Origin of the sequence: Azorhizophilus paspali, assembly GCF_043587585.2 — a bacterium.
Taxonomy (GTDB): Bacteria; Pseudomonadota; Gammaproteobacteria; order Pseudomonadales; family Pseudomonadaceae; genus Azotobacter; species Azotobacter paspali.
This window is the reverse complement of the sequence record NZ_CP171449.1, coordinates 441,468-466,414: the sequence shown is the minus strand read 5'-3', so window position 1 is coordinate 466,414 and position 24,947 is coordinate 441,468. Positions and strand designations below refer to the sequence as shown.

Annotated in this window: 16 protein-coding genes; 3 read left to right on the top strand and 13 right to left on the bottom strand. The window is 67.0% G+C overall.

Going from position 1 to position 24,947, the window contains the following annotated elements; all coding sequences use genetic code 11:
• Positions 1–141: 141 nt before the first annotated feature.
• The 13 genes from ACGI6K_RS02305 to glnE form a co-directional block, all read right to left on the bottom strand.
• A complete protein-coding gene (locus tag ACGI6K_RS02305; RefSeq protein ID WP_376944099.1) occupies positions 142–1,122 on the bottom strand; it encodes a glycosyltransferase family 8 protein in 981 nt (326 codons plus the stop codon).
• A 206-nt stretch (positions 1,123–1,328) separates the two neighbouring features.
• Entirely contained in the window at positions 1,329–2,051 is a 723-nt protein-coding gene (locus ACGI6K_RS02300) for a glycosyltransferase family 25 protein (RefSeq protein ID WP_376944101.1), read from the bottom strand.
• 24 nt (positions 2,052–2,075) lie between these two features.
• The gene (locus ACGI6K_RS02295; protein ID WP_376944103.1) at positions 2,076–3,350 is read right to left on the bottom strand and encodes a capsule biosynthesis protein; all 1,275 of its coding nucleotides are present in this window, start codon (positions 3,348–3,350) and stop codon (positions 2,076–2,078) included.
• Positions 3,351–3,354: 4 nt separating this feature from the next.
• The gene (locus ACGI6K_RS02290) at positions 3,355–4,563 is read right to left on the bottom strand and encodes a glycosyltransferase (RefSeq protein ID WP_376944105.1); all 1,209 of its coding nucleotides are present in this window, start codon (positions 4,561–4,563) and stop codon (positions 3,355–3,357) included.
• An 18-nt stretch (positions 4,564–4,581) separates the two neighbouring features.
• Positions 4,582–6,336, bottom strand: a complete 1,755-nt coding sequence (locus ACGI6K_RS02285; protein WP_376944107.1) for a carbamoyltransferase family protein — start codon at positions 6,334–6,336, stop codon at positions 4,582–4,584.
• 14 nt (positions 6,337–6,350) lie between these two features.
• Positions 6,351–7,808: a lipopolysaccharide kinase InaA family protein gene (locus ACGI6K_RS02280; protein ID WP_376944109.1), complete on the bottom strand. Its 1,458-nt coding sequence runs from the start codon at positions 7,806–7,808 to the stop codon at positions 6,351–6,353.
• Positions 7,809–7,884: 76 nt separating this feature from the next.
• Positions 7,885–8,622, bottom strand: a complete 738-nt coding sequence (locus ACGI6K_RS02275; RefSeq protein ID WP_376944111.1) for a lipopolysaccharide kinase InaA family protein — start codon at positions 8,620–8,622, stop codon at positions 7,885–7,887.
• Positions 8,619–9,434: a lipopolysaccharide core heptose(I) kinase RfaP gene (gene rfaP / locus ACGI6K_RS02270; protein WP_376944113.1), complete on the bottom strand. Its 816-nt coding sequence runs from the start codon at positions 9,432–9,434 to the stop codon at positions 8,619–8,621. Before rfaP ends, ACGI6K_RS02275 begins: the two co-directional genes overlap by 4 nt.
• A gap of 91 nt (positions 9,435–9,525) precedes the next feature.
• Positions 9,526–10,650 carry a glycosyltransferase family 4 protein gene (locus tag ACGI6K_RS02265; protein ID WP_376944115.1) on the bottom strand — a complete coding sequence of 375 codons (1,125 nt, stop codon included), beginning with the start codon at positions 10,648–10,650 and terminating at the stop codon, positions 9,526–9,528.
• Positions 10,651–10,720: 70 nt separating this feature from the next.
• Positions 10,721–11,785, bottom strand: coding sequence for a lipopolysaccharide heptosyltransferase I (gene waaC, locus ACGI6K_RS02260; protein WP_376944117.1), 1,065 nt, complete (start codon positions 11,783–11,785; stop codon positions 10,721–10,723).
• Positions 11,786–12,835, bottom strand: coding sequence for a lipopolysaccharide heptosyltransferase II (gene waaF / locus ACGI6K_RS02255; protein ID WP_376944119.1), 1,050 nt, complete (start codon positions 12,833–12,835; stop codon positions 11,786–11,788).
• 124 nt (positions 12,836–12,959) lie between these two features.
• Complete coding sequence (locus ACGI6K_RS02250) at positions 12,960–13,883, bottom strand: branched-chain amino acid transaminase (RefSeq protein WP_376944121.1); 924 nt, start codon at positions 13,881–13,883, stop codon at positions 12,960–12,962.
• A 95-nt stretch (positions 13,884–13,978) separates the two neighbouring features.
• On the bottom strand, positions 13,979–16,921 hold the full coding sequence (glnE, locus tag ACGI6K_RS02245) for a bifunctional [glutamate--ammonia ligase]-adenylyl-L-tyrosine phosphorylase/[glutamate--ammonia-ligase] adenylyltransferase (RefSeq protein WP_376944123.1): 2,943 nt from the start codon (positions 16,919–16,921) through the stop codon (positions 13,979–13,981).
• Between the two features lie 237 nt (positions 16,922–17,158).
• Here glnE and aceE point away from each other — a divergent pair, with 237 nt between their 5' ends.
• The 3 genes from aceE (at position 17,159) to ACGI6K_RS02230 (ending at position 24,931) form a co-directional block, all read left to right on the top strand.
• Positions 17,159–19,807 (top strand): pyruvate dehydrogenase (acetyl-transferring), homodimeric type, encoded by a 2,649-nt coding sequence (gene aceE / locus ACGI6K_RS02240; RefSeq protein WP_376944197.1) that lies wholly within the window; start codon positions 17,159–17,161, stop codon positions 19,805–19,807.
• 11 nt (positions 19,808–19,818) lie between these two features.
• Positions 19,819–21,729 (top strand): dihydrolipoyllysine-residue acetyltransferase, encoded by a 1,911-nt coding sequence (gene aceF / locus ACGI6K_RS02235; RefSeq protein WP_376944125.1) that lies wholly within the window; start codon positions 19,819–19,821, stop codon positions 21,727–21,729.
• Positions 21,730–22,195: 466 nt separating this feature from the next.
• Positions 22,196–24,931, top strand: coding sequence for a cation-transporting P-type ATPase (locus ACGI6K_RS02230; protein ID WP_376944127.1), 2,736 nt, complete (start codon positions 22,196–22,198; stop codon positions 24,929–24,931).
• Positions 24,932–24,947 lie beyond the last annotated feature (16 nt).

Below are 24,947 nucleotides of genomic sequence, written 5' to 3'. Positions count from 1 at the left end.
AAGCTTCGAGCGGCATCGGTTTCCGAAGCGGTCGAATCCAGGATTCCAGTATGCCGACGCTCGATAAAAGGTAGGCCCGGATTTCCCCGGCATCCAGCGCCAGGACAAGCCAGGCGCGGGAAACGGATGCCGCTGCACCGGTCAGCCCTCCTTGTGCTTCCTGTGCAGGAATTTACCGTACCAGATCAGCCCGCTCAGCCAGCGTCGCTGCTGAAACATCGATCGGTACATGAAGCGCGAATAGACGTAGATCTCCCGAGGAGAGAAATTGTCGTCCAGCGCCTCCCCAGCCCAGGGCGAGAGAGCTTGGTACTTGAGGAACAGCTCTTTGGACTGATGTGGATTCCAACTGCGCCAGGGCTTCATCGGCCCGATGAAATGGACGAACTTGGTATCCGACGGAATGTCCATGCCGACCCTGCCCTTTTTCAACTTGCCAGTCAGACCGTACTGATGATTCCAGCCCTCGTCGATGAACAGCACGTCGCCATCGAGCACCAGGTTGAGGGCATCCTGATCGGAATAGCGGAGGTCCAGGACCGGATCGGCGATCTTCTCCAAGGCCCGGCTCGTCACGGCCCGCTCGATCCAGCGCGGGATGTCGATATACAGGACCCCGGAATTGAAGTAATTGTCCAGCGTCTGTCCTTTCTTGACCAGTCCGGCCCGTTTGGACCCCGCGCCGGCGTCGTGGATCACGGCAGCGGTCCGCCCATCGATATCCAGGTGCGGCAGCCCGGAAATATCGCCGACGCACAGGATGTCCGCATCCAGATAAAGCACCCGGTCCGTGAAGTCCCTGAGCGCCTCGGGAATCAGCAGCCGAATGTAGGCCGCCTTCGAGATATGGGCCTGCCCCTTGCCCGAAGCCGGGTCCTTGACGCCCGGCATTTCATCGACCAGATGCAGGTTGACCGGCCTCGCGAACATCCGCTCCAAGCGGTCCAGGCGCATGCGACTGGCCGATGAGATGCTGGAAATGAACACATGGAAGACCAGCTCCAGCCCGGGATTGTTCTCGATGATCGAGACGATGGTGATTCCCATGGGGCGCAGATAGTTTTCGTCCACCCCGAAAGCGATATGCAGGACATCCGAGTTTCTTGTGACGGTGTCGGACATGACTTTCCGTTACCTCTGAATTCACGCAAGCAGTCCGGACGGAGCGCCGGAAAGACTTTGATTAGTGGCCGCGAGCAAGCGACCCGAAGCTTTGCATCGACCCGCCGGATCGAAGGGAGCATCTTGTCCCGAACCGCCGACGGAGCAGGCTCTAAAACAGGTGGCGGGCATCCGACACGACGATGCCGAAAAGAGCGACCCGGTTTTCAAAACGCACCATAGCGAAGCTTAGCGAACAGGCGCTCCAGAAACTGACGGGACTTGAACCTGGGCTTGCGCATCACCTGCTCGATGTCGCTCGGGTCCATGAGCCGCTGGCGCGCCACAATGGGCTTCACCATCAGTCCCCGGACCTGCGGCAGCAGCACCTCGGAGTAGTACCAGTCGAGCGGCAGCCCCGACAGGGGCGCCTCGGCGAGAATCCGCTCGTAAAGCGCCGCCCCGACCATGTAAGCGTGAGTCAAGCGCACGCGCGTCACCGACAGCAGGTTCGGCGCGACCTTGCGCTTCTCTCCGCCCTTCTTGAAAGTACCGCCCAGGTACAGCAAGTCCCAGTCCAGGCCCTGCAACTGGGACGCCACGCGCTCGAGCACGGCCAGCGTATAGGGCTCGAACTCGCAGTCGTCCTCCATGATCAGTACCGCCGGCCAGCCGTTGTCCCTGGCATGGGCGATCACCCCCAGATGACTGCGCATGCAGGCCCAGGTACCCAGCAGCTTGCGCTCGAAGCCGGGATGCTCGCCATCGACGCGCAGCAGGAACTCGCGCAGGGCCGGAGACGGCTGGTCGTCGCCCAGCGCGTGCAGGGAAACCGCGGAAAAACGCTCGGCCCGCACCCCCATGTCGCGGAAGGAGTCCTCCATGCGAGCCCAACGGTCCGGCCTGCTGTCCAGATTGATGATGCAGGCGAAGTCAAACGGCCAGCTCACTGTGTGATCCTCGATAAAGTCCGGTCATGAAACGGAGCCACCGAGCGGCTGCCCCGGAACGGCCTCCCCGCGCAGGAGGTGGCCGAGTAGTTCGATGGTCTGCTCCATGCCGCGCACCCCGTGGGCCAGGTGATATTCGGCGAATTCATGCGCCTTTTCGAGGCAAAGATGATAATGACTCTCAGCCCATGAAACGCGCGCCGTCAATTCCGCGACGGAATCGACCCGCCCGCCGAAAAAGCGTTCCTGAGCGAAGATGTCATGGTCGTCGCCGGCGTTGACATAGATGATAGGCCGCCGCGCCAGCGCCGCCTCGACCACCGCGTTGGACATGATGTTGACCACCACGCTGGCCCGCCCGAGAGCCTCGGCCAGGCTGCAATCGGCCGGCAGCACCTCGATGTGTCCATGCTGCGCGGTCGCTTCCCGCCAGAACGGTACCTTGCTGCGCGGATGGGCCTTGACCAGCACCCGGTACTGCGGATTGCCCGCGGCCCAATCTCGGAGCAGCGCATAGGTGCGCCGGTAGCCGGCCTCTTTCTCCTTGTCGGGACCGACGCCCAGGACCAGCAGGGTGCGCAGCGCCGCATCGGCCGGCGGCAGGTCGTAGGCGCGGTCGATCATGTGCGAACCGGAGAGCACCGCCCGGGTGTCGCCGAAGCGCAGGGGCCGGGCACGCAGCGCATCCAGCGAACTCTGGCCGAACAGGAAATAATAGTCGTAGTCGGTCATGCCCAGGCGCCGCGAACTTTCCAAGGTAGTGGCGTGGGCCAGATGCACCAGCGGACGGCCGCGCCGGTTGAGCGACAGGCGCAGGAAGGGGCTGTACAGGCTGCCGTTGCGGTCGTTGATCAGCAGACGCGGCCCGTAGCGCCCGACCAGCCATTCGGCGTAGGCGGCATGGCCGAAATAGCGCAGCGGCACCGCCTGCGGCGGACGTGCCAGCATGCCCCCGGCGATGACCGCCCGCGGCTCTTCCTGGGCGGTCTCCACCAGGCGGTGGCCGGTGCCGCGCAAGGCCTCGATCAGGTGCTTCTTGCGCTGCAGCGGGATCACCTTGGGCGCGCCCTGCAGCAGCAGGAAGTCGCAAAACTCGCTTTCGCCGCGAGCCCTGGCCAGGCCCAGGCGCGCCCGGATGCCGAACGCCAGATCGAGCAACGCCTCGCGGCAGAAGCGCAGCGCGGCGCCCGGCCAAGCGTGCCGCTCGCGCAGCAGCCGCCAGCGGTAACGATCCAGCGCACGGGCCTTGCGCGCCCAGGCGCCCTCGCCCGGCGACTCGATGCGGATGGAATCGGCCATGAGGTCAGTCCGCCAGGAAGGGAGCGATCATCGGCAGCGCCCAGAAGCGCCGGGCCACCGCCCGGTCGGAGAAACGCTCCTCGAGGCGTCGCGCCATCGCCTGCGCGCAGGCGTCGCGAGCGGATTCGTCGAGGCCGGCGAGCTGCGCCAGAGCGGCCGCCAGCGCCGTGGCATCGCTTAGCGCAAAGAGCTTGCCGACCCCCTCGACCACTTCCCGCCCGCCGCCACAGTCGGTGGCGATCAGCGGCACGCCGGCGGCCATCGCCTCCAGCAGCACCATGCCGAAGGGTTCGTGGTCGGAACTCAGGGCGAAGACGTCGAAGGCCCTGAAGTAGCGCCGCGCCTCGGGAATCTGGCCGAGAAAGCGCACCTGGCGGTCGATGCCCAGCGTGCCGGCCAGGGCCTTCAGTTCGGCGTCGAGCCGGCCGCTGCCGAGGATCGCCAGCAGGCTGCCCGCGGGCAGTCGCGGCAGCGCCTCGGCGAAGCCGCGCAGCAGGGTGGCCTGGTCCTTGTCCGGATGCAGCCGACCGACGTTGCCGACGATCCAGGCATCCTCCGGCAGTCCCAGCGCCTGGCGAGCCGTTCGGCGATCCGGTTGCGTGGCCTGCAAGGCCTGCACGTCGATGCGGTTGTAGAGGGTTTCAATGCGCTCGGCCGGCCAGGCCGGCAGGCAAGCGCGCATATCGTCGCGCACCGCGTCCGAGACGCCGAGCAGGCTCAGGCGCCGACGGAAGCAGGTGGCGAACAACCGGCGCGACAGCCGCCGGTAGTCGTCGAAGGCATGATGCACGGCGATCACCGGCAGGCTGCCAGCCAGCAGGGCGACGTAGGCCGGCTTGAAGCGGTGGGCGATGCACAGGCGGAAATCGCGCCCGTGCAAAATGCGCCGCAAGTCGCGGATGGCGGCGAGCTTGAGGCCGCGCACTTCCCGGCTCGAATGGCCGAGGAAGATCACCTCGTCCGAGGCGCTGCCCAGCTCCACCGCGCTGGAGGGCTCGCCGGTCAGATAGACGGTGGCGACCCGGTACGGCGTGCCGGCGAATAGTCGCGCGTATTGCCGGGCGCAGTCGAGGAAGGGGCCGTCGTAGCCATGGCAGAACTGCAGCACCCATGGCTGCGAGGGCGAATGGCCACGCTGCCCGGTGCCTTCCGGCTCGCCCGCCTCTCGGTCCGCCACGGGCCGTGCGCCCTGCCCCGCATCCCGCTCGCTCATGGGCGACCGCTCCCTTCCTCAGACGGCGTCATACCAGTCCATCCCCTCCTTGACCACCAGGATGTCCTCCATGATCAGGTAGCGCAGGTCCGAGCCATAGAACATGTTCAGGGCGTCGGTCGGCGAGCAGATCATGGGTTCGCCACGGCGATTCAGCGAGGTGTTGAGCGACACACCGTTGCCGGTGAGCTTCTCCAGCTCCTTCATCAGGTCGTACCAGCGCGGGTTGTGGCGGCGCTCCAGCACCTGGGCGCGGGAGGTGCCGTCCTCGTGGACCACTTCCGGCACGCGGCTCTTCCAGTCCTCGTGGACTTCGAAGGTGAAGGTCATGAACGGCGACGGGTGGTCGACCTTGAGCATCTGCGGCGCGACGGTGTCGAGCATCGACGGGCAGAACGGCCGCCAGCGCTCGCGGAACTTGATCTGCTCGTTGATCCGGTCGGCGACGCCCGGCACGCTTGGACAGCCGATGATCGAACGCCCGCCGAGGGCGCGCGGGCCGAACTCCATGCGGCCCTGGAACCAGGCCACCGGATGGCCGTCGACCATGATCTTCGCGATGCGCTGCTCGAGGTTGTCGATCCTCTTCCTGAGCGGCTTCTGCGGGTGCCGCGCGCAGGCAGCGATCACCTCCTCGTTGGAGTAGGACGGGCCGAGGTAGACGTGCTCCATCTTCTCCACCGGCACGCCGCGCTGGACCGAGACGTAGGCGGCGGCGCCGACCGCGGTTCCGGCATCGCCGGAGGCCGGCTGGACGAACAGTTCCTTCACCTCCGGGCGGGCGATGATCTTCTGGTTCAGCTTGACGTTCAGCGCGCAGCCACCGGAGAAGGCGATCCGCCCGGTCTCGCGGATGATGTCGCCGAGGTAGTGATCCATCATCTGCAGCGCCAGGTTCTCGAACAGCGCCTGCATGCTCGCGGCGTAGTGAACGTAGGGCTCGTCGGCGACGTCGCCCTCGCGCCTGGGACCGAGCCACTCGATCAGCTTCGGCGAGAAATAGTAGCCCTTGCCCTTGTCCTTGTAGCGGCGAAAGCCGATGACGTTGGCGTAGTCGGTGTTGATGCTCAACTCGCCGTTCTTGAATTTGGCCAGCCGCGAGAAATCGTAGCGGGCCGCATCGCCGTAGGGCGCCATGCCCATCACTTTAAACTCGCCGTCGAGCATCTCGAAGCCGAGGTATTCGGTGATGGCACCGTACAACCCGCCGAGCGAGTCCGGGTCGTAGAACTCCTTGATCTTATGGATTCGGCCGTTCTCGCCCCAGCCAAAGAAGGTGGTCGCGTACTCGCCCTTGCCGTCGATGCCGAGGATCGCGGTCTTTTCCTCGAAGCCCGAGCAGTGGTAGGCGCTGGAAGCGTGCGCCAGGTGGTGCTCGACCGCCTCGATCCGCACCTTCTTCAGATCGAAGCCGAGTTGTTGCAAGCACCACTGGATGCGTGTGCGGTAGCGCCTATAGCGGCGGTTGCCCATGAGGATGGCGTCCAGCGCCCGGTCCGGGGCGTACCAGTAGCGCTTGGCATAGTGCCAGCGAGCCTTGTCGAACAGGCTGATCGGCGCGAAGGGAATGGCCACCACGTCGACGTCGGAAGGCTTGATCCCGGCCTGCTCGAGGCAGAATTTGGCCGACTCGTAGGGCATGCGGTTCTTCGCGTGCTTGTCGCGCACGAAGCGCTCTTCTTCGGCGGCCGCGACTAGCCTGCCGTCGATGTACAGGGCGGCGGAGGGATCGTGACTGAGGGCGCCGGAAAGGCCGAGAATCGTCAGTGCCACAGGGTCTAGCCTCTTTATTCTTCGGTGGTGCGGGCATCCGCTGCCCGAGGTAAGCGTTGGTCGAGCAGCCGGTGCAGGGCCGAATCGGTCGGCCAGTTGCGCAGAAAGCGTGCACGGTCCTCGGCGAAGGCGCGCGCGAAGCGGGCGCCGCCCTGATGCTGTTCCAGCGCATCCAGGTCGATCAGCAGCCAGCGGCCGTCCTGCCAGAGCAGGTTGTTGCCCTTCAAATCGCCGTGGCTGATGCGCTCGCGCAGCAAGGCGGCGAACAGCCGCTCCAGCGCCAGCAGCTCCTCTTCCGGCGGCGCACCGTCCAGGTACGGCCGAAAGCGCGCGAGTATATCCTGCCCGCCGCAATATTCGACAATCAGGTAGGCGCGCCCGCGCAACCCGCAAAAGCGCCGTTCGAGCACTGCCAGCGGGCGCGGCGTGGGGATGCCGAGAAAGGCCAGGCGATTGCCGGCGACCCAACTGCGCCAGCCACGGCTGGGCCGCCAGAAGCGTTTAAGCCAGTGGGCCAAGCCCTTGATGTTGTAGCGCTTGACGACCAGGGTCCGACCGCACGATTCGATCCGTGCCACGGTGGCGGCCCCGCCGGTCTTGTAGATGTGTCCCCGCTCGATGAGCGCATCCGGGGCGGCTAGCAGCGGGCGCAGCAGGGCCTCGCTGTCGCGGCGCACCGCGCGCAGCCCCATGGGTCCGCGCTGTACGCTGAACAGGGTGCAATCGCGGCCGAGCTTGGCGAGGAAGTCGCGCAGGCGCCAGCGACGTACCCTGGCCACCTCCTTGAGCAGCGCCTCCAGCGGCAGGGCGTGCTCGCCGTTGACCAGCAGGTAGTGCACCAGCAGTTCCTCGATGAAGGGCTCGAGTTCGGCCGGGAACTGGGCGAAGAAAGCGCCGAGGTTCTCCAGCACCCGCTCGCGCGACAGCGGCCTGCCGGGCGTCTGTGCCTGCACCGCAGCGCCGTCGACCACGTACAGCCGGCCCGCGTGGCGCAGCAGGTTGTCCAGGTGCATGTCTGCCTGCCACAGCCCTCCGGCGTGCAGGCCGGCGATGGCGGCCAGGGCCTCGCCGAGCACCGCCTGCTGAGCGTCGGACAGCAGCGGCTCGTCCTCCACCCGTTGCCAGGCCTCGTTCAGGCCTTGGGCCTCTTCGAGGTACTCGAACAACAGCCAGCCGCCTTCGCCCTCGACCAGCCCCTCGGCGAGCAGACGCGGCGTGGCCTGCTGCTGGGCGGCGAGCAGGTGCACGCCCTTCAGCTCGCGCTGGAAATGCCGCGACGCCTTGTCGCCGACCAGAAGCTTGGCCAGCACCCGCTGGCCGCGCCACTCGCCGCGACCGACGTAGCGTTGTCCTGGCAGCACGCGCAGCAAGCTGTCCAGACGCAGGTCGGCCGGCCCGGCTGCGTCGGCCAGTTCGACGAGCAGTGGCAGCTCCGGCTGGCGGCCGGCCTTTCTCAACTGGCACAGATTCATGCGTGATACTCCTTTCCATGCTGTCGCCCCGACAGCTTTCCCTATCCCCGGTCCGACGCGACGGCGCTACGCTCGCTCATTCGCGCCCCTCGAAATACTTCAGGATCTGCCGGATGCGCGCCTTGTCGCCGGCGGCCAGCCGGCGGCACCGGCAATACTGCAGATAGAAGCGCAGGCGCTGGGTGCGCGACAGCTCGTATTTGGCCACCTTGTCCAGGCAGGCCAGGTCCTTGACGATCCGCCAGCACAGCCAGTGGCCCCACCAGAAGCCACCCATCGGGCAGTCGATGAGAAACAGCCGGCCCTCATCGTCGACCAGCAGGTTGCGCCACTTCAGGTCGTTGTGAACGAAGTGGTGGTCATGCATGGTCCGGGTCGCCTTGGCCAGTTGGCGGCTGACGATATCCACCCAGCGCGGATCGGCCAGGCGCGAGTCCTTGTCCCTGGCCAGGCGGGCCAGATCTCGGGTGCCCGGCAGCTCGCGAGTGATCAGGGCGCCACGCAGGAAGGCCCCGCCGTCGCGCTCCAGCCCCCAGGCGACCGGGGCGGCGGCCGGAATGCCCCACTTGGCGAAACGCCTGAGGTTCTGCCATTCGGCCTTGACCCGCGGCCGCCCCAGGTAGCGGCGCAGTCCCTTGCCCGCCGAACGGTAGCGCTTGACGTAATAGCGCACGCCAGCGACTTCGACGCGGATCACGTCGGACAAGGGATCTTTCGAAACCCGCTCGCCCTCCAAGGCGAAGACCGCGTCCAGATTGACGAAGGACGCGGCCGCCGCGGGCTCTAGAGCGGGGTCCAGTTGCCAGGCACTCATAGTGGATTGCCCTTTGCCGCCTTGCGCCGGAAACGCGCCAGTAGCTGCCCGGCCCGGACCTCCAGGCGGGCGATCAGACTGGCCTCTTCGCGCAGCACCTGGCGCAGCGGCCGGCGAAAATAGCCGCGCAGAAAACGCAGCTTGTCGCGCCGGGTCAGGCCGATGTCCAGCGCCGAGAAATACAGGGCGGCCAGATCCTTGTCGCGCCAGCGCCGCGGCGTGCGCCCCCGGGTCTGTGCGCGGTGCAGGTCGATCAGCGACAGACGCAGGTTGCCGGGCTCGACCGGCCGGTCGGTATGCAGCAAAAAGTGGCAGATATAGCAGTCGCGATGGTTCACCCCGGCGCGGTGCATGTCGGCAGTCATCCGCGCCACCTCGGCGATCAACGCGCGCTTCAGGCGCGGCGCCGGCGGCCGGCTCGGCCAATCGAGGCAGAAATCCTCCAGGCTGACGGTCGGCGCCAATTCCTCGGTGATCAGGAAGGAGTGCCGGCGCGCCGGGTTGCCGCCGCGCTCGCCGAAAGCCACCGGCGTCATGCTCGGCACCCCCGCCTCGGCCAAGCGCCGGAGCGCCGTCCACTCCTGGGCGGCGCCGAGCACCGGTGCCTTGGCGGTCAGCAGGTTCTTGAGGATCTCGCCCCAGCCGGTACCCCGGTGGATCTTGACGAAGTAGCCGCGTCCGGCCACCTCGACGCGCAGGGTGCGACGAGCCTCCAGTTCGCGGTAGACCCGGCCCTGCAGACGCTCGACCTCGACGAAGGCATCGCGCCCGGCCCAGAGGGACCCGAAAGGCTCGGAAAGAATCAACTGCATGGACGTACATCCCTGTGGAAGCCAGCTTGCCGGCGATCCGCGGCGCACCATGCCATCGCCCATGCGCCGGCCCCGCGATCGGGCGAAGGTTTCATGCGCCCTGCTCCATCAGGATCAGATCGGCGGCCCGCTGCGGCATGGAATAGAGGTCGGCGGTTTCGGCGTAGGCCAGGCCGTTGCGCCGACAGAGCGCCCGCTGCCCATCGTCTTCGAGCATCGCGGCGAGCGTCCCGTTCAGGCGCTCCTGCTCGAAGGGGCTGGGCAGCACTTGCCCGCAACCCGCCTCGGCGATGTAGTGGGCATAGCCGCAGACATCGGTGACCAGCACCGGCAGCCCGGCGACCAACGCCTCGAGCAGCACGGTACCGGTGTTCTCGTTGTAGGCCGGATGGATCAGCAGATCGGCGCCGAGCAGAAAGCGCGGGATGTCGCTGCGCCCCTTGAAAATCTCGACCCGCCCGGACAGGCCGAGCGCTTTGATCTGCAACTGGAAGGGCCGCGGATCGTCCTGGCCGATGGCGATCAGCCGAGTGCGCCTCTTCAGGGCGCCGGGCAGCGCGGCGAGCGCCTTGAGACTGCGGTCCAGCCCTTTGGTCTTGAAGCCGGAGCCGATTTGCACCAGTAGCAGGTCGTCCCCGGCCAAGCCGAACTCGTGGCGGAAGTCGGCGCGGATTGCGTGCGCATCGGGCGGCGCGCGGCGGTCGGCGGAAATGCCCGGAGGCAGCAGGTGGAAACGCTCCGTCGGCGTGCCGTAATGCTTGACGAACAATGGTTGCTGTACTTCAGAGATCATCAATATGCGTGTCTTCGCCTGCGGCGCGAACACCGCGCGCTCATAGCCGGCGAAATGCCGGTAGCGCCCCCACAGGCGATACAGCGGATTGCGCAGGGTCTGCGCCTTGTCCTCGTAGCAGGGGTCGGCGGCGTAGTAGACATCCAGCCCAGGCATCTTGTTGAAGCCGATCACTCGGTCCACGGGACACCGCGCTAGGTCGGCCCGCACCCAGGCGGTGAACTTCTCGTTGCGGCGGTGGTTGAACAACGCTTTGATCGGTGCGATCAGCACCTCGAAGCCCGGCGGGATCTCGCCCTCCCAGGACATGCTATAGACGCGGATGGCGTGTCCGCGCCTCTGGGATTCCAGGGCGATGCGCATGAAGTCGCGCTGCAGCCCACCGAAGGGAAAGTACTTGTAAAGGATGAAGGCCAGCTGCATCAGCAAGTCCTGTCGATGGAAACATGGATCGGCGCCGGGCGCGCGAGCGCGATGCGAGGAGCCGGCCCGTTCAGCATCGGCAGGCCGCCTCGTCCAGCAGCGCTTGCAAGGCGCCGGCCACCCGCCGCGGATCGATGCGACTGAAACACACCGGCTGCTCGCGGCTCAAATCCAGCCGGCGGCGGTCCTCCTCGGTCAGTCGGTAGCCGCAAGTCTTGCGCAGGCAGGGCACACAGGCCGGGTAGTCGCTGGTCAGGCGGCACTGGTGTCGACCGTAGGCGCCGGTCAGGCGCGGATCGGTCGGGCCGTAGAGGGAGATGGTCGGCACATCCAGCGCCGCCGCCAGGTGACCGAGGCCGGTGTCCACAGCCACGCAGGCGCCGGCCCCGGCGAGAATCCCGGCAATGCCGGCGAGGTTGGTTCGGGGCAGCACCTCGACCGCCGCCAGCCCCTCAGCGATGCGCCCGGCGCGCTCCCGCTCCGCCACATTGCCCCAGGGCAGGCGCACCGCCCAGCCCGCACTGCCCATGCATTCGGCCAGCTCGCGCCAGTAGCTTTCCGGCCAGTGCTTGCTGTCCCAGGTGGTGCCGTGCAGGAATAGCAGGTAGGGCGCGCCGTCCGGCACGGCCAGGCGGTGGCGGTCCAGTCCGTAGTCGCCGACCGCCGTCGGCGGCGGATAGCCCAGTGCCTGGGCGAACAACTGGCGTACCCGCTCCACCGCATGCTGGCCCCAGGGCACGGGGAAGCGGCGCCCATAAAAGAGACTGGCCAGCGGCTCGCGCGCCGAGCGGCGGTCCAGTCCGGCCACCGGCGCGCCGCCGAAACGGGTCAGCCAGGCGCTTTTCAACAGCCCCTGGGCATCGATCACCAGGTCGTAGCGGTCCTCTCCCAGGGCCTGGCGAAAGCGCCGCCATTCGTCACGGCTGGTCGCCTGCCAGGGACTCCGGCGCCAGCGGCGGATGGCCACCGGAATCACCCGCTCCACGGCCGGATGCCAGGCGGGAATCTCGGCGAAGCCCTCCTCCACTACCCAGTCGAAACGGATACCGGGCAGCGCCCGCGCCGCGTCGGTCAGCGCCGGCAGGGTATGGATGACATCGCCCAGCGAGGAAGTCTTGATCAGCAGTACGCGCACTCAGTGCTCCTGCCGCCGGGGGGCGGGCAAAGGATCGCCGGCGAGACGCTGGAGGGCGTCCAGCACCGCCTGGGGCGCCAACTGACGCAGGCAGTCGTAGTGGCCGAAGCGGCAGGTGCGCTCGAAACAGGGACTGCAGTCCAGGCCCAGGCGGACGATCTCCACCGGCTCGGCCAACGGCGGGGTGAACTGCGGCGAGGTGGAACCGTACACCGCCACCAGCGGACGGCCCAGCGCGGCGGCCACGTGCATCAACCCGGAATCGTTGGAGACCACTGCGTCGGCACAGGACAAGAGGTCGAGTGCCTCGGCGAGGCTGGTTTCCCCGGCCAGATTGGCCACCGTCGCCTGTAGCCTGGGCGCCAGGGCCGAGCGGATCGCCTCGCCGACCGGATGGTCGTTCTTCGAGCCGAACAGCCAGACCTGCCAGCCGGCGCGCAGCTTGGCCTCGGCCACCGCGGCATAGTGCTCGACCGGCCAGCGCTTGGCCTCGCCGAACTCGGCGCCGGGACAGAGCGCCAGCAGTGGCCGGCCGAGATGCAGGCCGAATTTTTGCAGTGCCGCCGCCCGGCTCTGCGGCTCGATGCGCAGGACCGGGCGCGGATAGGGGCGCGGCAGCTCGGCACCCGGCGCGAAAGCCAGGGCCATGAAGCGCTCGATCATCAGCGGATAGCGCTTCTTATCCAGTCGGCGGATATCGTTGAGCAGCACGTAGCGCATCTCGCCACGCCAGCCGGTGCGCCTGGGGATGCCGGCGAAAAACGGCACCAGGGCCGACTTCAGCGAGTTGGGCAACAGGATCGCCTGGTCGTACTGCCCGGCCAGTGACTTGCCGATGCGGCGGCGGCCGGCGAGGTCGAGCACGCCGTGGCCGAACGGGAAGCTCAGCGCGCGGCGTACCTCGGGCATGCGCTCGAGGATCGGCCGGCTCCAGTCGGGCGCCAGCACGTCGATCGCACAGTCGGGATGACGCTGCTTCAGGCAGACGAACAGGGTCTGCGCCATCACCATGTCGCCGACCCAGCTCGGGCCAATGATCAGAATATTCATGAACGGAAAGCCGGACTGCAGGATGGGTTGGCCGTGATGGCGGCGCGAGCCGCCGTCGATGCCGCATCGGTCGGCCCCACGGGGGCCGGATGGTGGGTCACGGCCCGCCCCACCCGGCGCCTCGTCACTTGACCAGGGTACGCCACTCGGGATGGGCGTCGGTCTTGCCGGTGACCAGGTCGAAGTACGCACGCTGCAGCTTCTCGGTGACCGGGCCGCGGCGGCCAATGCCGATCTGCCGGCCGTCCACCTCGCGGATCGGGGTGACCTCGGCGGCGGTGCCGGTGAAGAAGGCCTCGTCGGCGATGTACACCTCGTCGCGGGTGATGCGCTTCTCGACGTACGGGATGCCCAGCTCGCGGGCCAGGGTCAGTACCGTGCCGCGGGTGATGCCGTTCAGGCAGGCGGTGACTTCCGGGGTGTAGATCACGCCCTCCTTGACGATGAAGATGTTCTCCCCCGAGCCCTCGGCCACGTAGCCTTCCGGATCGAGCAGCAGGGCCTCGTCGGCGCCGCCGGAGATCGCCTCTTGCAGGGCCAGCATGGAGTTGACATAGGCGCCACTGGACTTGGCGCGGGTCATGGTAATGTTCACATGGTGGCGGGTGAAGGAACTGGTGCGGATCTTGATGCCCTGCTCCAGCGCGTCCTCGCCCATGTACGCGCCCCAGTGCCAGGCGGCGACGATGACGCGGACCCGCAGGCCGCTGGCGCGCAGGCCCATGCCTTCCGAGCCGTAGAAGGCCAGCGGGCGGATGTAGGCGCTGTCCAACTTGTTCTCGCGCACCGCGGCGCGGGTCGCCTCATTGATCTCCTCCCTGGTGAAGGGGATCTTCATGTTCATGATGTGTGCCGAGTCGAACAGGCGGTCGGTGTGCGCCTGTAGGCGGAAAATCGCTGTGCCCTGCGGCGTGTTGTAGGCACGCACGCCCTCGAACACGCCCATCCCATAGTGCAGGCTGTGGGTCAGCACATGGGTGGTCGCCTCGCGCCACTGCACCAGCTCGCCGTCGTACCAGATCACACCATCACGGTCGGCCATCGACATAGTTAGCCTGCTCCTCAAGAATTCGATACCTAATACACTCAGATCGGGCGGCACCCCGGCGCCGCCCCTTCGGCAGGCCCCCGCAGGCGCCCCGCTCAGCTCAACCCCAGCTCCCGCCAGATTCTCATCACCGCACGACGTTCGTCCCCGAACCGATCGCCGCCCACCACGCCCGGCTGCTTCTGCAAGGTCAGGCGGTGGGCGGCGGCGCGATAGGTCTTGTAGGCCTCCTGCAGCAGGCGAACCTCGTCGCACGGCAGCAGGCCGGCCTGCGCGAGGCCGTCCAGAATCCGGATGTTGTCGGTGTAGCGCAACAGCTCGGGATGCTGGTGCGACCAGGCGAGGGCCGCATATTGCACCATAAATTCGATATCGACGATACCGCCGGCATCCTGCTTTAGATTGAAGGGGAGCGTCGCTTCGAAAGCGTTCTTTGCCGTGCCGGCGGCCGTGCTCGAGGTGCCCAGGCTGGCGCGCATCTTCGCGCGCATGTCGCCGACCTCGCGGCGCAGGACCTTTAGATCGCGCGGCCGGCCCAGCACCTGCGCGCGCACCTCGGCAAAGGCCGTCGCCAGCCGCGGGCTGCCGACCAGCGCGCGGGCGCGCACCAGCGCCTGGTGCTCCCAGGTCCAGGCTTCGTGCTCCTGGTAGCGGCGGAAGGCGCCGAGCGAACTGACCAGAAGCCCGGCGTTGCCGCTCGGGCGCAGGCGCATGTCGACCTTGTAGAGCTGCCCGGAAGGGGTCTGCGTGGTGAGCAAGTGGACGATGCGCTGTCCCAGGCGGGTGAAGAACTGCGCGCCGTCGATCGGCTTGGCGCCGTCGGTTTCGGCTTGCGGATCGCCGTCGTGGATGAACACCAGATCCAGGTCCGAACCGTGCCCCAGCTCGATGCCGCCAACCTTGCCGTAGCCGACGATGAGAAAATCCAGCTCGCAGGGGCTGCCGTCGCTGCGCCTAGGATTGCCGTGACGAACGACCATCTGCCGCCAGGCGAGGCTCAGGACTTGGTCGAGGATCGCCTCGGCCAGCCAGGTCAAATAGTCGCTGACCTTCATCAACGGCAGGGTGCCGGCGATCTCCGAGGCGGCGACGCGCAGCCGGTGGGCCAGCTTGAAATGGCGCAACGCTTCCATCTGCTGCTCCAGATCGTCCTCGGGAATGCGCAGCAGCAGTTCGCGCAGCTCGGCGACCAGCTCCGCCTCCTGCGGCGGACTGTACAGGCGCTCCTCGTTGAGCAACTGGTCGAGCAGCAAGGGGAAGCGGGCGATCTGCTCGGCGATCCACGGACTGGCGGCACAGAGGCTGAGCAGGCGCCGCAGGGCGCCGGGATTCTCCGCGAGCAGCACCAGGTAGGCGGAACGCCGCGCCACCGCCTCGACCAGCGGCAGCACCCGCTCCAGCACCAGGTCGGGATCGTCCTGCTCCACCACCTGGGCCAGCAGTTGCGGAATGAAAGCATCGAGGCGCTCGCGGCCGAGGCGCTGCATGCCGCGCACCTGGCTGCCGCCGCGCAGTGTCGCGAGGCGCTGGCGGACCTGCTGCGGATCGGCGAAGCCGGCTTCGACCAGTTGCCGGCAGACCGCCGCCTCGTCCCCGCCGTTCTCCCATAACGGCAGCCACTGGGCGTCGACCGGCCGCCTTTCAGATGCCTCGTCCTCACCAGGAACGGCGATCACCTGGCGGAAATGCCAGTCGATACGCTCGCGCCAGTGCGCCAGCCGGCCGAGAAATGCCTCCCAGCCGGCGCAGCCGAGCATGCAGGCGACCCGTGCCCGGTCGAGTTCGTTATCCGGCAGCATCTGCGTCTGGCGATCGGCGATGGCCTGCAGGGCATGCTCGGTGTAGCGCAGGAACTCATAGCCTTCGCGCAGCTCGGCCACCGCCGCCGGCGGCAGGTAGCCCTGCCCCTCGAGAGTCGCCAGTACCTCGAGCAGCGGCCGCCGCTGCAGGCTGCGGTCGCGGCCGCCGTGGATCAACTGGAACACCTGGGCGACGAACTCCACCTCGCGGATACCGCCGGCGCCCAGCTTGACGTTGTCCGCCATGCCCTTGCGGCGTACCTCCTGGCGGATCAGTTGCTTCATGTCGCGCAGCGCCTCGATCGCCGAGAAATCCAGGTAGCGCCGGTAGACGAACGGCCGCAGCAGCTCCAGGAGCTGGCGCCCGGCCTCGCGGTCGCCGCCGACCACCCGCGCCTTGATCATCGCGTAGCGTTCCCAGTCGCGTCCCTGGTCCTGGTAATACTGTTCCATGGCGCCGAAACTGTAGACCAACGGCCCGCTGGAGCCATAGGGGCGCAGGCGCATGTCGACGCGGAACGCCTGGCCGTCCACGGTGATGGCGTCCAGCGCCCCGATCAGCTTCTGCCCGAGGCGGACAAAGAACTCCTGGTTGTCCAGGCTGCGTCGCTCGCCGTCCGTCTCGCCGCCCTCGGGATAGGCAAAGATCAAATCGATGTCCGAGGACAGGTTCAATTCGCCGGCGCCCAGCTTGCCCATGCCGAGTACCACCAGCCGCTGCGGCTGCCCGGAGCGACGCCCGAGCGGTGTGCCGAAGCGCGCGCGCAGGCGCTCGTACAGCCAGGCGCAGGCCAGGTCGATGCAGGCGTCGGCGAGTTCGGAGAGGTCGTGGCAGGTCTCGGCCAGATCCGCCTGGCGTGTGATGTCGCGCCAGACGATGCGCACCTGCTGGCGATGGCGGAAGCGCCGCAGCCGCCGCCCCAGTTCCTCCTCCTGCGCGCAGTCGGCGAGCAGCGCGGCGAGTTGCCCGCGCAGCTCGTCCGGCACCAGGGAACGCTCGAGGCTGCTGTCGCCGGCCAATTGCAGAAGCATGGCCGGATCGCGCAGCGCCCGTTCGAGGACGAACTCGCTGTTCGCGCAGACCCGCGCGAAGGCCGCGCGCCGCGCCGGCGGCCAGTCGGCAAAGGGCGGCGCCGGACTGTCGCCGAGCGTGCCGGCGACCTCCCCGAAGCGTTGCAAGGCCTGATTGCCCAGGGTTTCCAACGCGGGGGGAAGGTCGATCAGCGTAGGTAGGCTCATGCTCGTGTCCTGTATAGGCCAGATTTTCCGCAAGCGGCTGAGTCTGACCCGCGGGGTAATTTTACAAAAATCCGTGGGAGGGGGCTGAAAGCGCCATAGTTTTGTAGTAAAACTACAAGACAGTCGGATCACCCGCCGACCCACGAACAACAATCCCGCCGCCGCCCATAAGGCCGGTAGCGCATCCAGGCTCCCAACTCAGGGAGGCCTTCCGCTATGGAGCAAGACATGCAAGACATGCAAGACCTTGACCCCATCGAGACCCAGGAGTGGCTGGACTCGCTCGAATCAGTCCTCGACCACGAAGGCGAAAAGCGCGCCCATTACCTGCTGAGCCGGATGGGCGAACTGGCCACCCGTACGGGCGCCCAACTGCCCTACGCGATCACCACCCCTTATCGCAACACCATTCCGGTGACCCATGAAGCGCCCATGCCCGGCGACCTGTTCATGGAGCGCCGTATCCGCTCCCTGGTGCGCTGGAACGCGCTGGCCACGGTGATGCGGGCGAACAAGAAGGACCCGGACCTGGGTGGCCACATCTCCACCTTCGCGTCCAGCGCCACCCTCTACGATATCGGTTTCAATTATTTCTTTCAGGCGCCGACCGCCGAACATGGTGGCGATCTGATCTATTTCCAGGGCCACGCCTCTCCCGGCGTCTACGCTCGCGCCTTCCTCGAAGGCCGCCTCAGCGAGGCACAGCTGGAAAACTACCGGCAGGAAGTCGACGGCAATGGCCTGTCCTCCTATCCGCACCCGCACCTGATGCCGGACTTCTGGCAGTTCCCCACCGTATCCATGGGCCTGGGCCCGATCCAGGCGATCTACCAGGCGCGCTTCATGAAGTACCTGGAAGACCGTGGCTTCATCCCCGCCGGTAAGCAGAAAGTCTGGTGCTTCATGGGCGACGGCGAGTGCGACGAGCCGGAATCCCTCGGCGCCATCGCCCTGGCTGGCCGCGAGAAGCTGGACAACCTGATCTTCGTCATCAACTGCAACCTACAGCGCCTCGACGGCCCGGTACGCGGCAACAGCAAGATCATCCAGGAACTCGAAGGCGTGTTCCGCGGCGCCCACTGGAACGTCAACAAGGTGGTCTGGGGCCGCTTCTGGGACCCGCTGTTCGCCAAGGACCATGCTGGCCTGCTGCAGCAGCGCATGGACGAGGTGGTCGACGGCGAATACCAGAATTACAAGGCCAAAGACGGCGCCTTCGTGCGCAAGCATTTCTTCGGCGCACGCCCCGAGCTGCTGGAGTTGGTCAAGGACATGTCCGACGAGGACATCTGGAAGCTCAACCGTGGCGGCCACGACCCCTACAAGGTCTATGCCGCCTATCACCAGGCGGTCAACCACAAGGGCCAGCCGAGCGTGATCCTCGCCAAAACCATCAAGGGCTACGGCACTGGTGCCGGCGAGGCGAAGAACATCGCCCACAACGTGAAGAAGGTCGATATCGAGAGCCTTAAGCTGTTCCGCGACAAGTTCGACATCCCGCTGAAGGACGAGGAGCTGGAAAGCCTGCCGTTCTACCGGCCGGACGAGAACAGCCCGGAAATGAAGTACCTGCGCAGTCGCCGCGAGGCCCTGGGCGGCTTCGTGCCGCAGCGCCGCAACAAGAGCATCAGCATTCCGACCCCGCCGCTGGACAGCCTCAAGGCGATCCTCGACGGCACCGGTGACCGCGAAATCTCCACCACCATGGCCTTCGTGCGGATCCTCGCGCAGTTGGTCAAGGACAAGGAGCTGGGCTCGCGCATCGTGCCGATCATCCCCGACGAAGCACGCACCTTCGGTATGGAGGGCATGTTCCGCCAGCTCGGCATCTACTCCTCGGTCGGCCAGCTCTACGAGCCGGTGGACAAGGACCAGGTGATGTTCTACCGCGAGGACAAGAAGGGCCAGATCCTCGAGGAAGGCATCAACGAGGCCGGCGCCATGTCCAGTTGGATCGCCGCGGCGACCTCGTACAGTAACCACAACCAGCCGATGCTGCCGTTCTACGTCTACTACTCGATGTTCGGCTTCCAGCGCATCGGCGACCTGGCCTGGGCGGCCGGCGACAGCCAGGCGCGCGGCTTCCTGGTCGGCGGTACCGCCGGACGCACCACGCTCAACGGCGAAGGCCTGCAGCACGAGGACGGTCACAGCCACATCCTCGCCTCGACCATCCCCAACTGCCGCAGCTACGATCCGACCTATGCCTACGAGATGGCGGTGATCATCCGCGAAGGCATCCGTCAGATGACCGAGGAGCAGCAGAACGTCTTCTTCTACCTCACCGCGATGAACGAGGCCTACGCCCAGCCGGCCATGCCGGAAGGCGTCGAGGAAGGCATCGTCAAGGGTATGTACCTGCTCGAGGAAGACAAGCGCGACGCCGCGCACCACGTCCAGTTGCTCGGCTGCGGTACCATCCTGCGCGAAGTGCGCGAGGCGGCGAAGATCCTCCGCGAGGACTACAACGTTGCTGCCGACGTGTGGAGCGTGACCAGCTTCAACGAGCTGCGCCGCAACGGCCTGGCCGTCGAGCGCCACAACCGCCTGCACCCGGAACAGAAGCCGGAGCTGAGCTACGTCGAGCAGTGCCTGAGCGGCCGCAAGGGTCCGGTGGTGGCCTCCACCGACTACATGAAGCTGTTCGCCGACCAGATCCGCCAGTGGGTCCCGAGCCGCGAATACAAGGTGCTCGGCACCGATGGCTTCGGCCGCAGCGACACCCGCAAGAAGCTGCGTCATTTCTTCGAGGTGGACCGTTACTGGGTCGTGCTGGCCGCGCTGGAAGCGCTGGCCGATCGCGGCGACATCGAACCCAAGGTGGTGGCCGAAGCCATCGCCAAGTTCGGCATTGACCCCGACAAGCGCAACCCCCTGGACTGCTGAGGAGAGCCATCGTGAGCGAAATCATCCGCGTACCCGATATCGGCGGCGATGGGGAAGTCATCGAATTGCTGGTCAAGACCGGCGACCTCATCGAGGTCGAGCAGGGGCTGGTGGTGCTGGAGTCCGCCAAGGCCAGCATGGAAGTCCCCAGCCCCAAGGCCGGGGTGGTCAAGAACGTGAGTGTCAAGTTGGGCGACAAGCTCAAAGAAGGCGACGCGATCATCGAGCTGGAGCCTACCGCCGGTGCCGCGGCGGCGCCTGCCGAAGCGGCGGACGCGCCGACCCAGGCCGTCGATGAGGCCGAAGCGCCCTCTCCCGGTGTCTCCGCCACGCCCGCACCGGCCGCCGCCAGCCAGGAGGTCCGGGTTCCCGACATCGGCTCGGCCGGCAAGGCACGGATCATCGAGGTGCTGGTCAAGGCCGGCGACCAGGTCCAGGCCGAGCAATCGCTGATCGTGCTGGAGTCCGACAAGGCCAGCATGGAGATCCCCTCCCCGGCTGCCGGGGTGGTGGAGAGCGTCGCCATCCAGTTGAATGCCGAGGTCGGCACCGGCGACTTGATCCTCACCCTGCGTACCACCGGCGGCCAGGCCCAGCCCGCGGCGCCTGCCGCTGCGGCCGCGAGCCCGGCACCTGCTCCGGCCGCTCCGGCCGCTGCCGGCCCCCAGGAAGTCAAGGTCCCGGACATCGGCTCGGCCGGCAAGGCACGGGTCATTGAGGTGCTCGTCAAGGCCGGCGACCAGGTCCAGGCCGAGCAGTCGCTGATCGTGCTGGAATCCGACAAGGCCAGCATGGAGATCCCCTCCCCGGCCACCGGGGTGGTGGAAAGCGTCGCCGTCCAGTTGAACGCCGAGGTCGGCACTGGCGATTTGATCCTCACCCTGCGCGTCGCCGGCGCCGCGCCGGCGGCGGCCCCCGCGCCCGCGGCAGCCCCGGCCAAGCCGGCAGCCGCTCCGGCAGCCGCTGCCCCGGCTCCAGCCCCGGTCGGCGCATCGAGCCGCAACGGCGCCAAGGTGCATGCCGGTCCCGCCGTGCGCCAACTGGCCCGCGAGTTCGGCGTCGAACTGGCGGCGATCAACAGCACCGGTCCGCGCGGTCGCATCCTCAAGGAGGACGTGCAGGCCTACGTCAAGGCGATGATGCAGAAGGCCAAGGAGGCGCCGGCCGCCGGCGCGGCCAGCGGCGCCGGTATCCCGCCGATTCCGCCGGTCGACTTCGCCAAGTACGGCGAAATCGAAGAAGTGCCGATGACCCGCCTGATGCAGATCGGCGCGACCAACTTGCACCGCAGTTGGCTGAACGTGCCGCACGTGACCCAGTTCGAGTCGGCCGACATCACCGAGCTGGAAGCCTTCCGCGTCGCGCAGAAGGCGGTCGCCGAGAAGGCCGGGGTCAAGCTGACCGTGCTGCCGTTGCTGCTCAAGGCCTGCGCCTACCTGCTCAAGGAACTGCCGGACTTCAACAGCTCCCTGGCACCCAGCGGCCAGGCGCTGATCCGCAAGAAGTACGTGCACATCGGCTTCGCCGTGGACACCCCGGACGGCCTGCTGGTGCCGGTGATCCGCAACGTCGACCAGAAGAGCCTGCTGCAACTGGCTGCCGAGACCGCCGAACTGGCGGAGAAGGCGCGCAGCAAGAAACTCGGCGCCGACGCCATGCAGGGTGCCTGCTTCACCATCTCCAGCCTCGGCCACATCGGCGGCACGGCCTTCACGCCGATCGTCAACGCCCCGGAAGTGGCGATCCTCGGCGTGTCCAAGGCCAGCATGCAGCCGGTATGGGACGGCAAGGCTTTCCAGCCGCGTCTGATGCTGCCGCTGTCGCTGTCCTACGATCACCGGGTGATCAACGGTGCCGCCGCGGCGCGTTTCACCAAGCGTCTCGGCGATTTGCTGGCGGATATCCGCACCATCCTGCTGTGAGCTTCCCTTAAAGAGCGAGTCCGCCGCGCTCTTTAATCTTCGGCCCCGCCCTCATGGCGGGGCTTTTTTATGCCCGTCCGTTCGAGCGGCCGGCTGGGACTGGACGCCGCCCACCTCCCCTGGAACCCGTACCCCGATGCCATCCTCGCCAAGCTGTCGCGGGCCCGCCGGATAGGCGTTTCGCAAAGCCTCGGCAACAGCCCCTCGCCAGGAAACCGCGACTTGTGCCTGCGCACGCCCACCCTCCTTACTCAATTTGTTAACCACCAATCATTGCAATCGCCCGCGCCACCGCCGCACGCCGGAGGGCATATGGACCCGCACCGACAAGCGCCCACCCCGGAAGCTCCGATGGCCCGGACACTCTGCCCATGACTGGCCGGACTCTCTGGCATTCTTCTTCTAGACTCCGCAATCCGACACTTGGCAACCATTACTCCACCAAGACCACGGACAGGCCGTACCGATGACCGACCGCTCCACCGCTCCCCCAAAAACGCCTCAACCAGCCGACTGGCATACGTTGTCGCAAGAGCGGATCGAGCAGATGCTGCGAACCGGAACGGGCGGTCTGCCGGAGGCGGAAGCCCGCCGCCGCCTAGCCCAGTACGGACCGAACCGCCTGGCGCCACCGAAACGGCGCGGGCCGCTGATGCGGCTGCTGATGCAATTCCACAACATCCTGCTGTACGTAATGATGGGCGCGGCCGTCACCACCGCCCTGCTCGGACACTGGATCGACACGGGGGTGCTGCTAATGGCGGTGGTCATCAACGCTATCATCGGCTTCATCCAAGAAGGCAAGGCCGAATCGGCGCTCGATGCGATCCACGCCATGCTCTCTACGCATGCGACCGTGATCCGCGACGGTGTCCACCGCGAGATCGATGCAGCCGATTTGGTGCCGGGCGATCTGGTGGTGATCGCCTCCGGCGACCGGGTGCCCGCCGATCTGCGCCTGGTCGCGATCAAGGATTTGCGCGTTGAAGAGGCGGCCCTGACCGGCGAATCCCTGCCCGTCGAAAAGCATGAGGAAGCCGTGGCCGCCGACGCCCCGTTGGGCGACCGTTACTGCATGGCCTACTCGGGCACGCTGGTAATCTACGGACAGGCCTACGGAATAGTCGTGACGACCGGCGCGGCCACCGAAATCGGCAAGATCAACCAGATGCTGGCCGGCATCCAGAGCCCGGCCACGCCGCTGCTGCGCCAGGTGGACCGTTTCGGCCGGGTGCTGGCCCTGGCCATTCTCGGCATGTCGACCGCGACCTTTGTGCTCGGGACCCTGTGGCGCGGCCACGCGCCTTCGGAAATGTTCATGATGGTGGTGGCCCTGGCCGCTTCGGCGATTCCCGAGGGACTGCCGGCGATCATGACCGTGACGCTGGCCCTCGGCGTGCAGAGTATGGCCAGGCGCAACGCCATCATCTACCGCCTGCTGGCGGTGGAAGCCCTGGGCTCGGTGACGGTGATCTGCTCGGACAAGACCGGCACGCTGACCCGCAACGAAATGACCGTGCAACGCATGGTCTGCGCCGGACACGTGTTCGACGTCGGCGGCGTGGGCTACGCCCCGGTGGGCAACCTGAGCGTCGACGGGCGGATCGTCGAGGCCGAGCGCTACCCGGTGCTGGCCCTGGCCATCCGCGCCGGCGTGCTGTGCAACGATGCCCGCCTGCGCGAGGAGAACGGCCTATGGCAGGTGGAGGGCGACCCCACGGAGGGCGCCCTGCTGGTGCTGGGCGGCAAGACCGGCTTCACCCAGCGCCAGGGCGACGAGGCATGGCCGCGGCTCGACTCCATCCCCTTCGAGTCGCAGCACCACTTCATGGCCACCTATCACCAGGATGCCGACGACGCGCCGTGGATCTTCGTCAAGGGTGCCCCGGAACGCGTTCTCGACATGTGTGTCACACAGTTGAACCACGATGGCGAGCGACCGCTGGAGGTCGATTACTGGCGGCGCATGGCAACCGACACGGCGGCCGAGGGCTTGCGTCTGCTGGCCCTGGCCTGCAAGCAGGCGGCCCCGCTCGACGGCGGCCTGAGCTTCGCCGACACGGAATCGGGCTATGTATTGCTGGCTCTGGTCGGCATCATCGATCCGCCCCGCGAGGAAGCCATGCATGCCGTGGGCGAATGCCACCGCGCCGGCATTCGGGTCAAGATGATCACCGGCGACCATGCCGAGACGGCGCGCGCCATCGGCGCCCAACTCGCCATCGGCGTCGGCAAGCCCGCGATCACGGGTGCGGAGGTGGCCATGATGGACGATGCCGCCCTGCGCCGCGTGGCGCTGGAAGTGGACGTCTTCGCGCGGGCCAGCCCGGAACACAAGCTGCGCCTGGTGCAGGCGCTCCAGGATAACGGCCAGGTGGTGGCGATGACCGGCGATGGGGTGAACGACGCGCCGGCCCTGAAACGCGCCGACGTGGGCGTGGCGATGGGCATGAAAGGCACCGAGGCCGCCAAGGAAGCGTCCGACATGGTGCTGGCCGACGACAATTTCGCCACCATCGTCGCCGCCGTGCGCGAAGGCCGGGCCGTCTACGACAACCTGAAGAAGTTCATCCTGTTCATGCTCCCCACCAACGGCGGCGAGGCGCTGGTGGTGATCGCCGCCATCCTTTTCGAGCTGACCCTGCCGCTGACGCCAGCCCAGGTGCTGTGGATCAACATGGTCACTTCCAGCACGCTCGGCCTGGCACTGGCCTTCGAGCCGGCCGAGCGCGGCATCATGAACCGCCGTCCGCGGCCGCCCGGCGAACCCTTGCTGTCCGGCTTCTTCGTTTGGCGGGTGCTGATGGTCTCGCTGCTGATGATGGCCGGCGCGCTGGGGCTTTTCCTCTGGGAGCTGAACGACGGCACGGGCATCGAAACCGCCCGCACGATGGCCGTCAATGCCGTGGTCGTATCGGAAATGTTCTACCTGCTCAACAGCCGCTTCATCCTCTCGCCGGTCGCCAGCCTGGAGGGATTGACGGGCAACCGCTACGTCTTGCTGGCCATCGCCGCCTGCATCCCGTTGCAGATCGCCTTCACCCACATGCAGGTCATGCAAGCCATCTTCGGCTCGACCGACCTGACGGCACTGGAGTGGGGCAAGGTGCTGGCCGCCGGCTTGCTGGTGTTCTGCGTGGCCGAACTGGAAAAGTTCGTCATCCGGCGTACCCGCCTGGCCTCACGCCTGAATCAGGCGTGAGATCTCAATCGTCCAA

Bases quoted from the DNA above. Each gene is read 5' to 3' on its own strand.
- ACGI6K_RS02305 (WP_376944099.1), bottom strand. From the start codon at position 1,122: ATGTCCGACACCGTCACAAGAAACTCGGATGTCCTGCATATCGCTTTC.
- ACGI6K_RS02295 (WP_376944103.1), bottom strand. From the start codon at position 3,350: ATGGCCGATTCCATCCGCATCGAGTCGCCGGGCGAGGGCGCCTGGGCG.
- ACGI6K_RS02290 (WP_376944105.1), bottom strand. From the start codon at position 4,563: ATGAGCGAGCGGGATGCGGGGCAGGGCGCACGGCCCGTGGCGGACCGA.
- ACGI6K_RS02280 (WP_376944109.1), bottom strand. From the start codon at position 7,808: ATGAATCTGTGCCAGTTGAGAAAGGCCGGCCGCCAGCCGGAGCTGCCA.
- ACGI6K_RS02275 (WP_376944111.1), bottom strand. From the start codon at position 8,622: ATGAGTGCCTGGCAACTGGACCCCGCTCTAGAGCCCGCGGCGGCCGCG.
- rfaP (WP_376944113.1), bottom strand. From the start codon at position 9,434: ATGCAGTTGATTCTTTCCGAGCCTTTCGGGTCCCTCTGGGCCGGGCGC.
- ACGI6K_RS02265 (WP_376944115.1), bottom strand. From the start codon at position 10,650: ATGCAGCTGGCCTTCATCCTTTACAAGTACTTTCCCTTCGGTGGGCTG.
- waaF (WP_376944119.1), bottom strand. From the start codon at position 12,835: ATGAATATTCTGATCATTGGCCCGAGCTGGGTCGGCGACATGGTGATG.
- ACGI6K_RS02250 (WP_376944121.1), bottom strand. From the start codon at position 13,883: ATGTCGATGGCCGACCGTGATGGTGTGATCTGGTACGACGGCGAGCTG.
- glnE (WP_376944123.1), bottom strand. From the start codon at position 16,921: ATGAGCCTACCTACGCTGATCGACCTTCCCCCCGCGTTGGAAACCCTG.
- aceE (WP_376944197.1), top strand. From the start codon at position 17,159: ATGCAAGACCTTGACCCCATCGAGACCCAGGAGTGGCTGGACTCGCTC.
- ACGI6K_RS02230 (WP_376944127.1), top strand. From the start codon at position 22,196: ATGACCGACCGCTCCACCGCTCCCCCAAAAACGCCTCAACCAGCCGAC.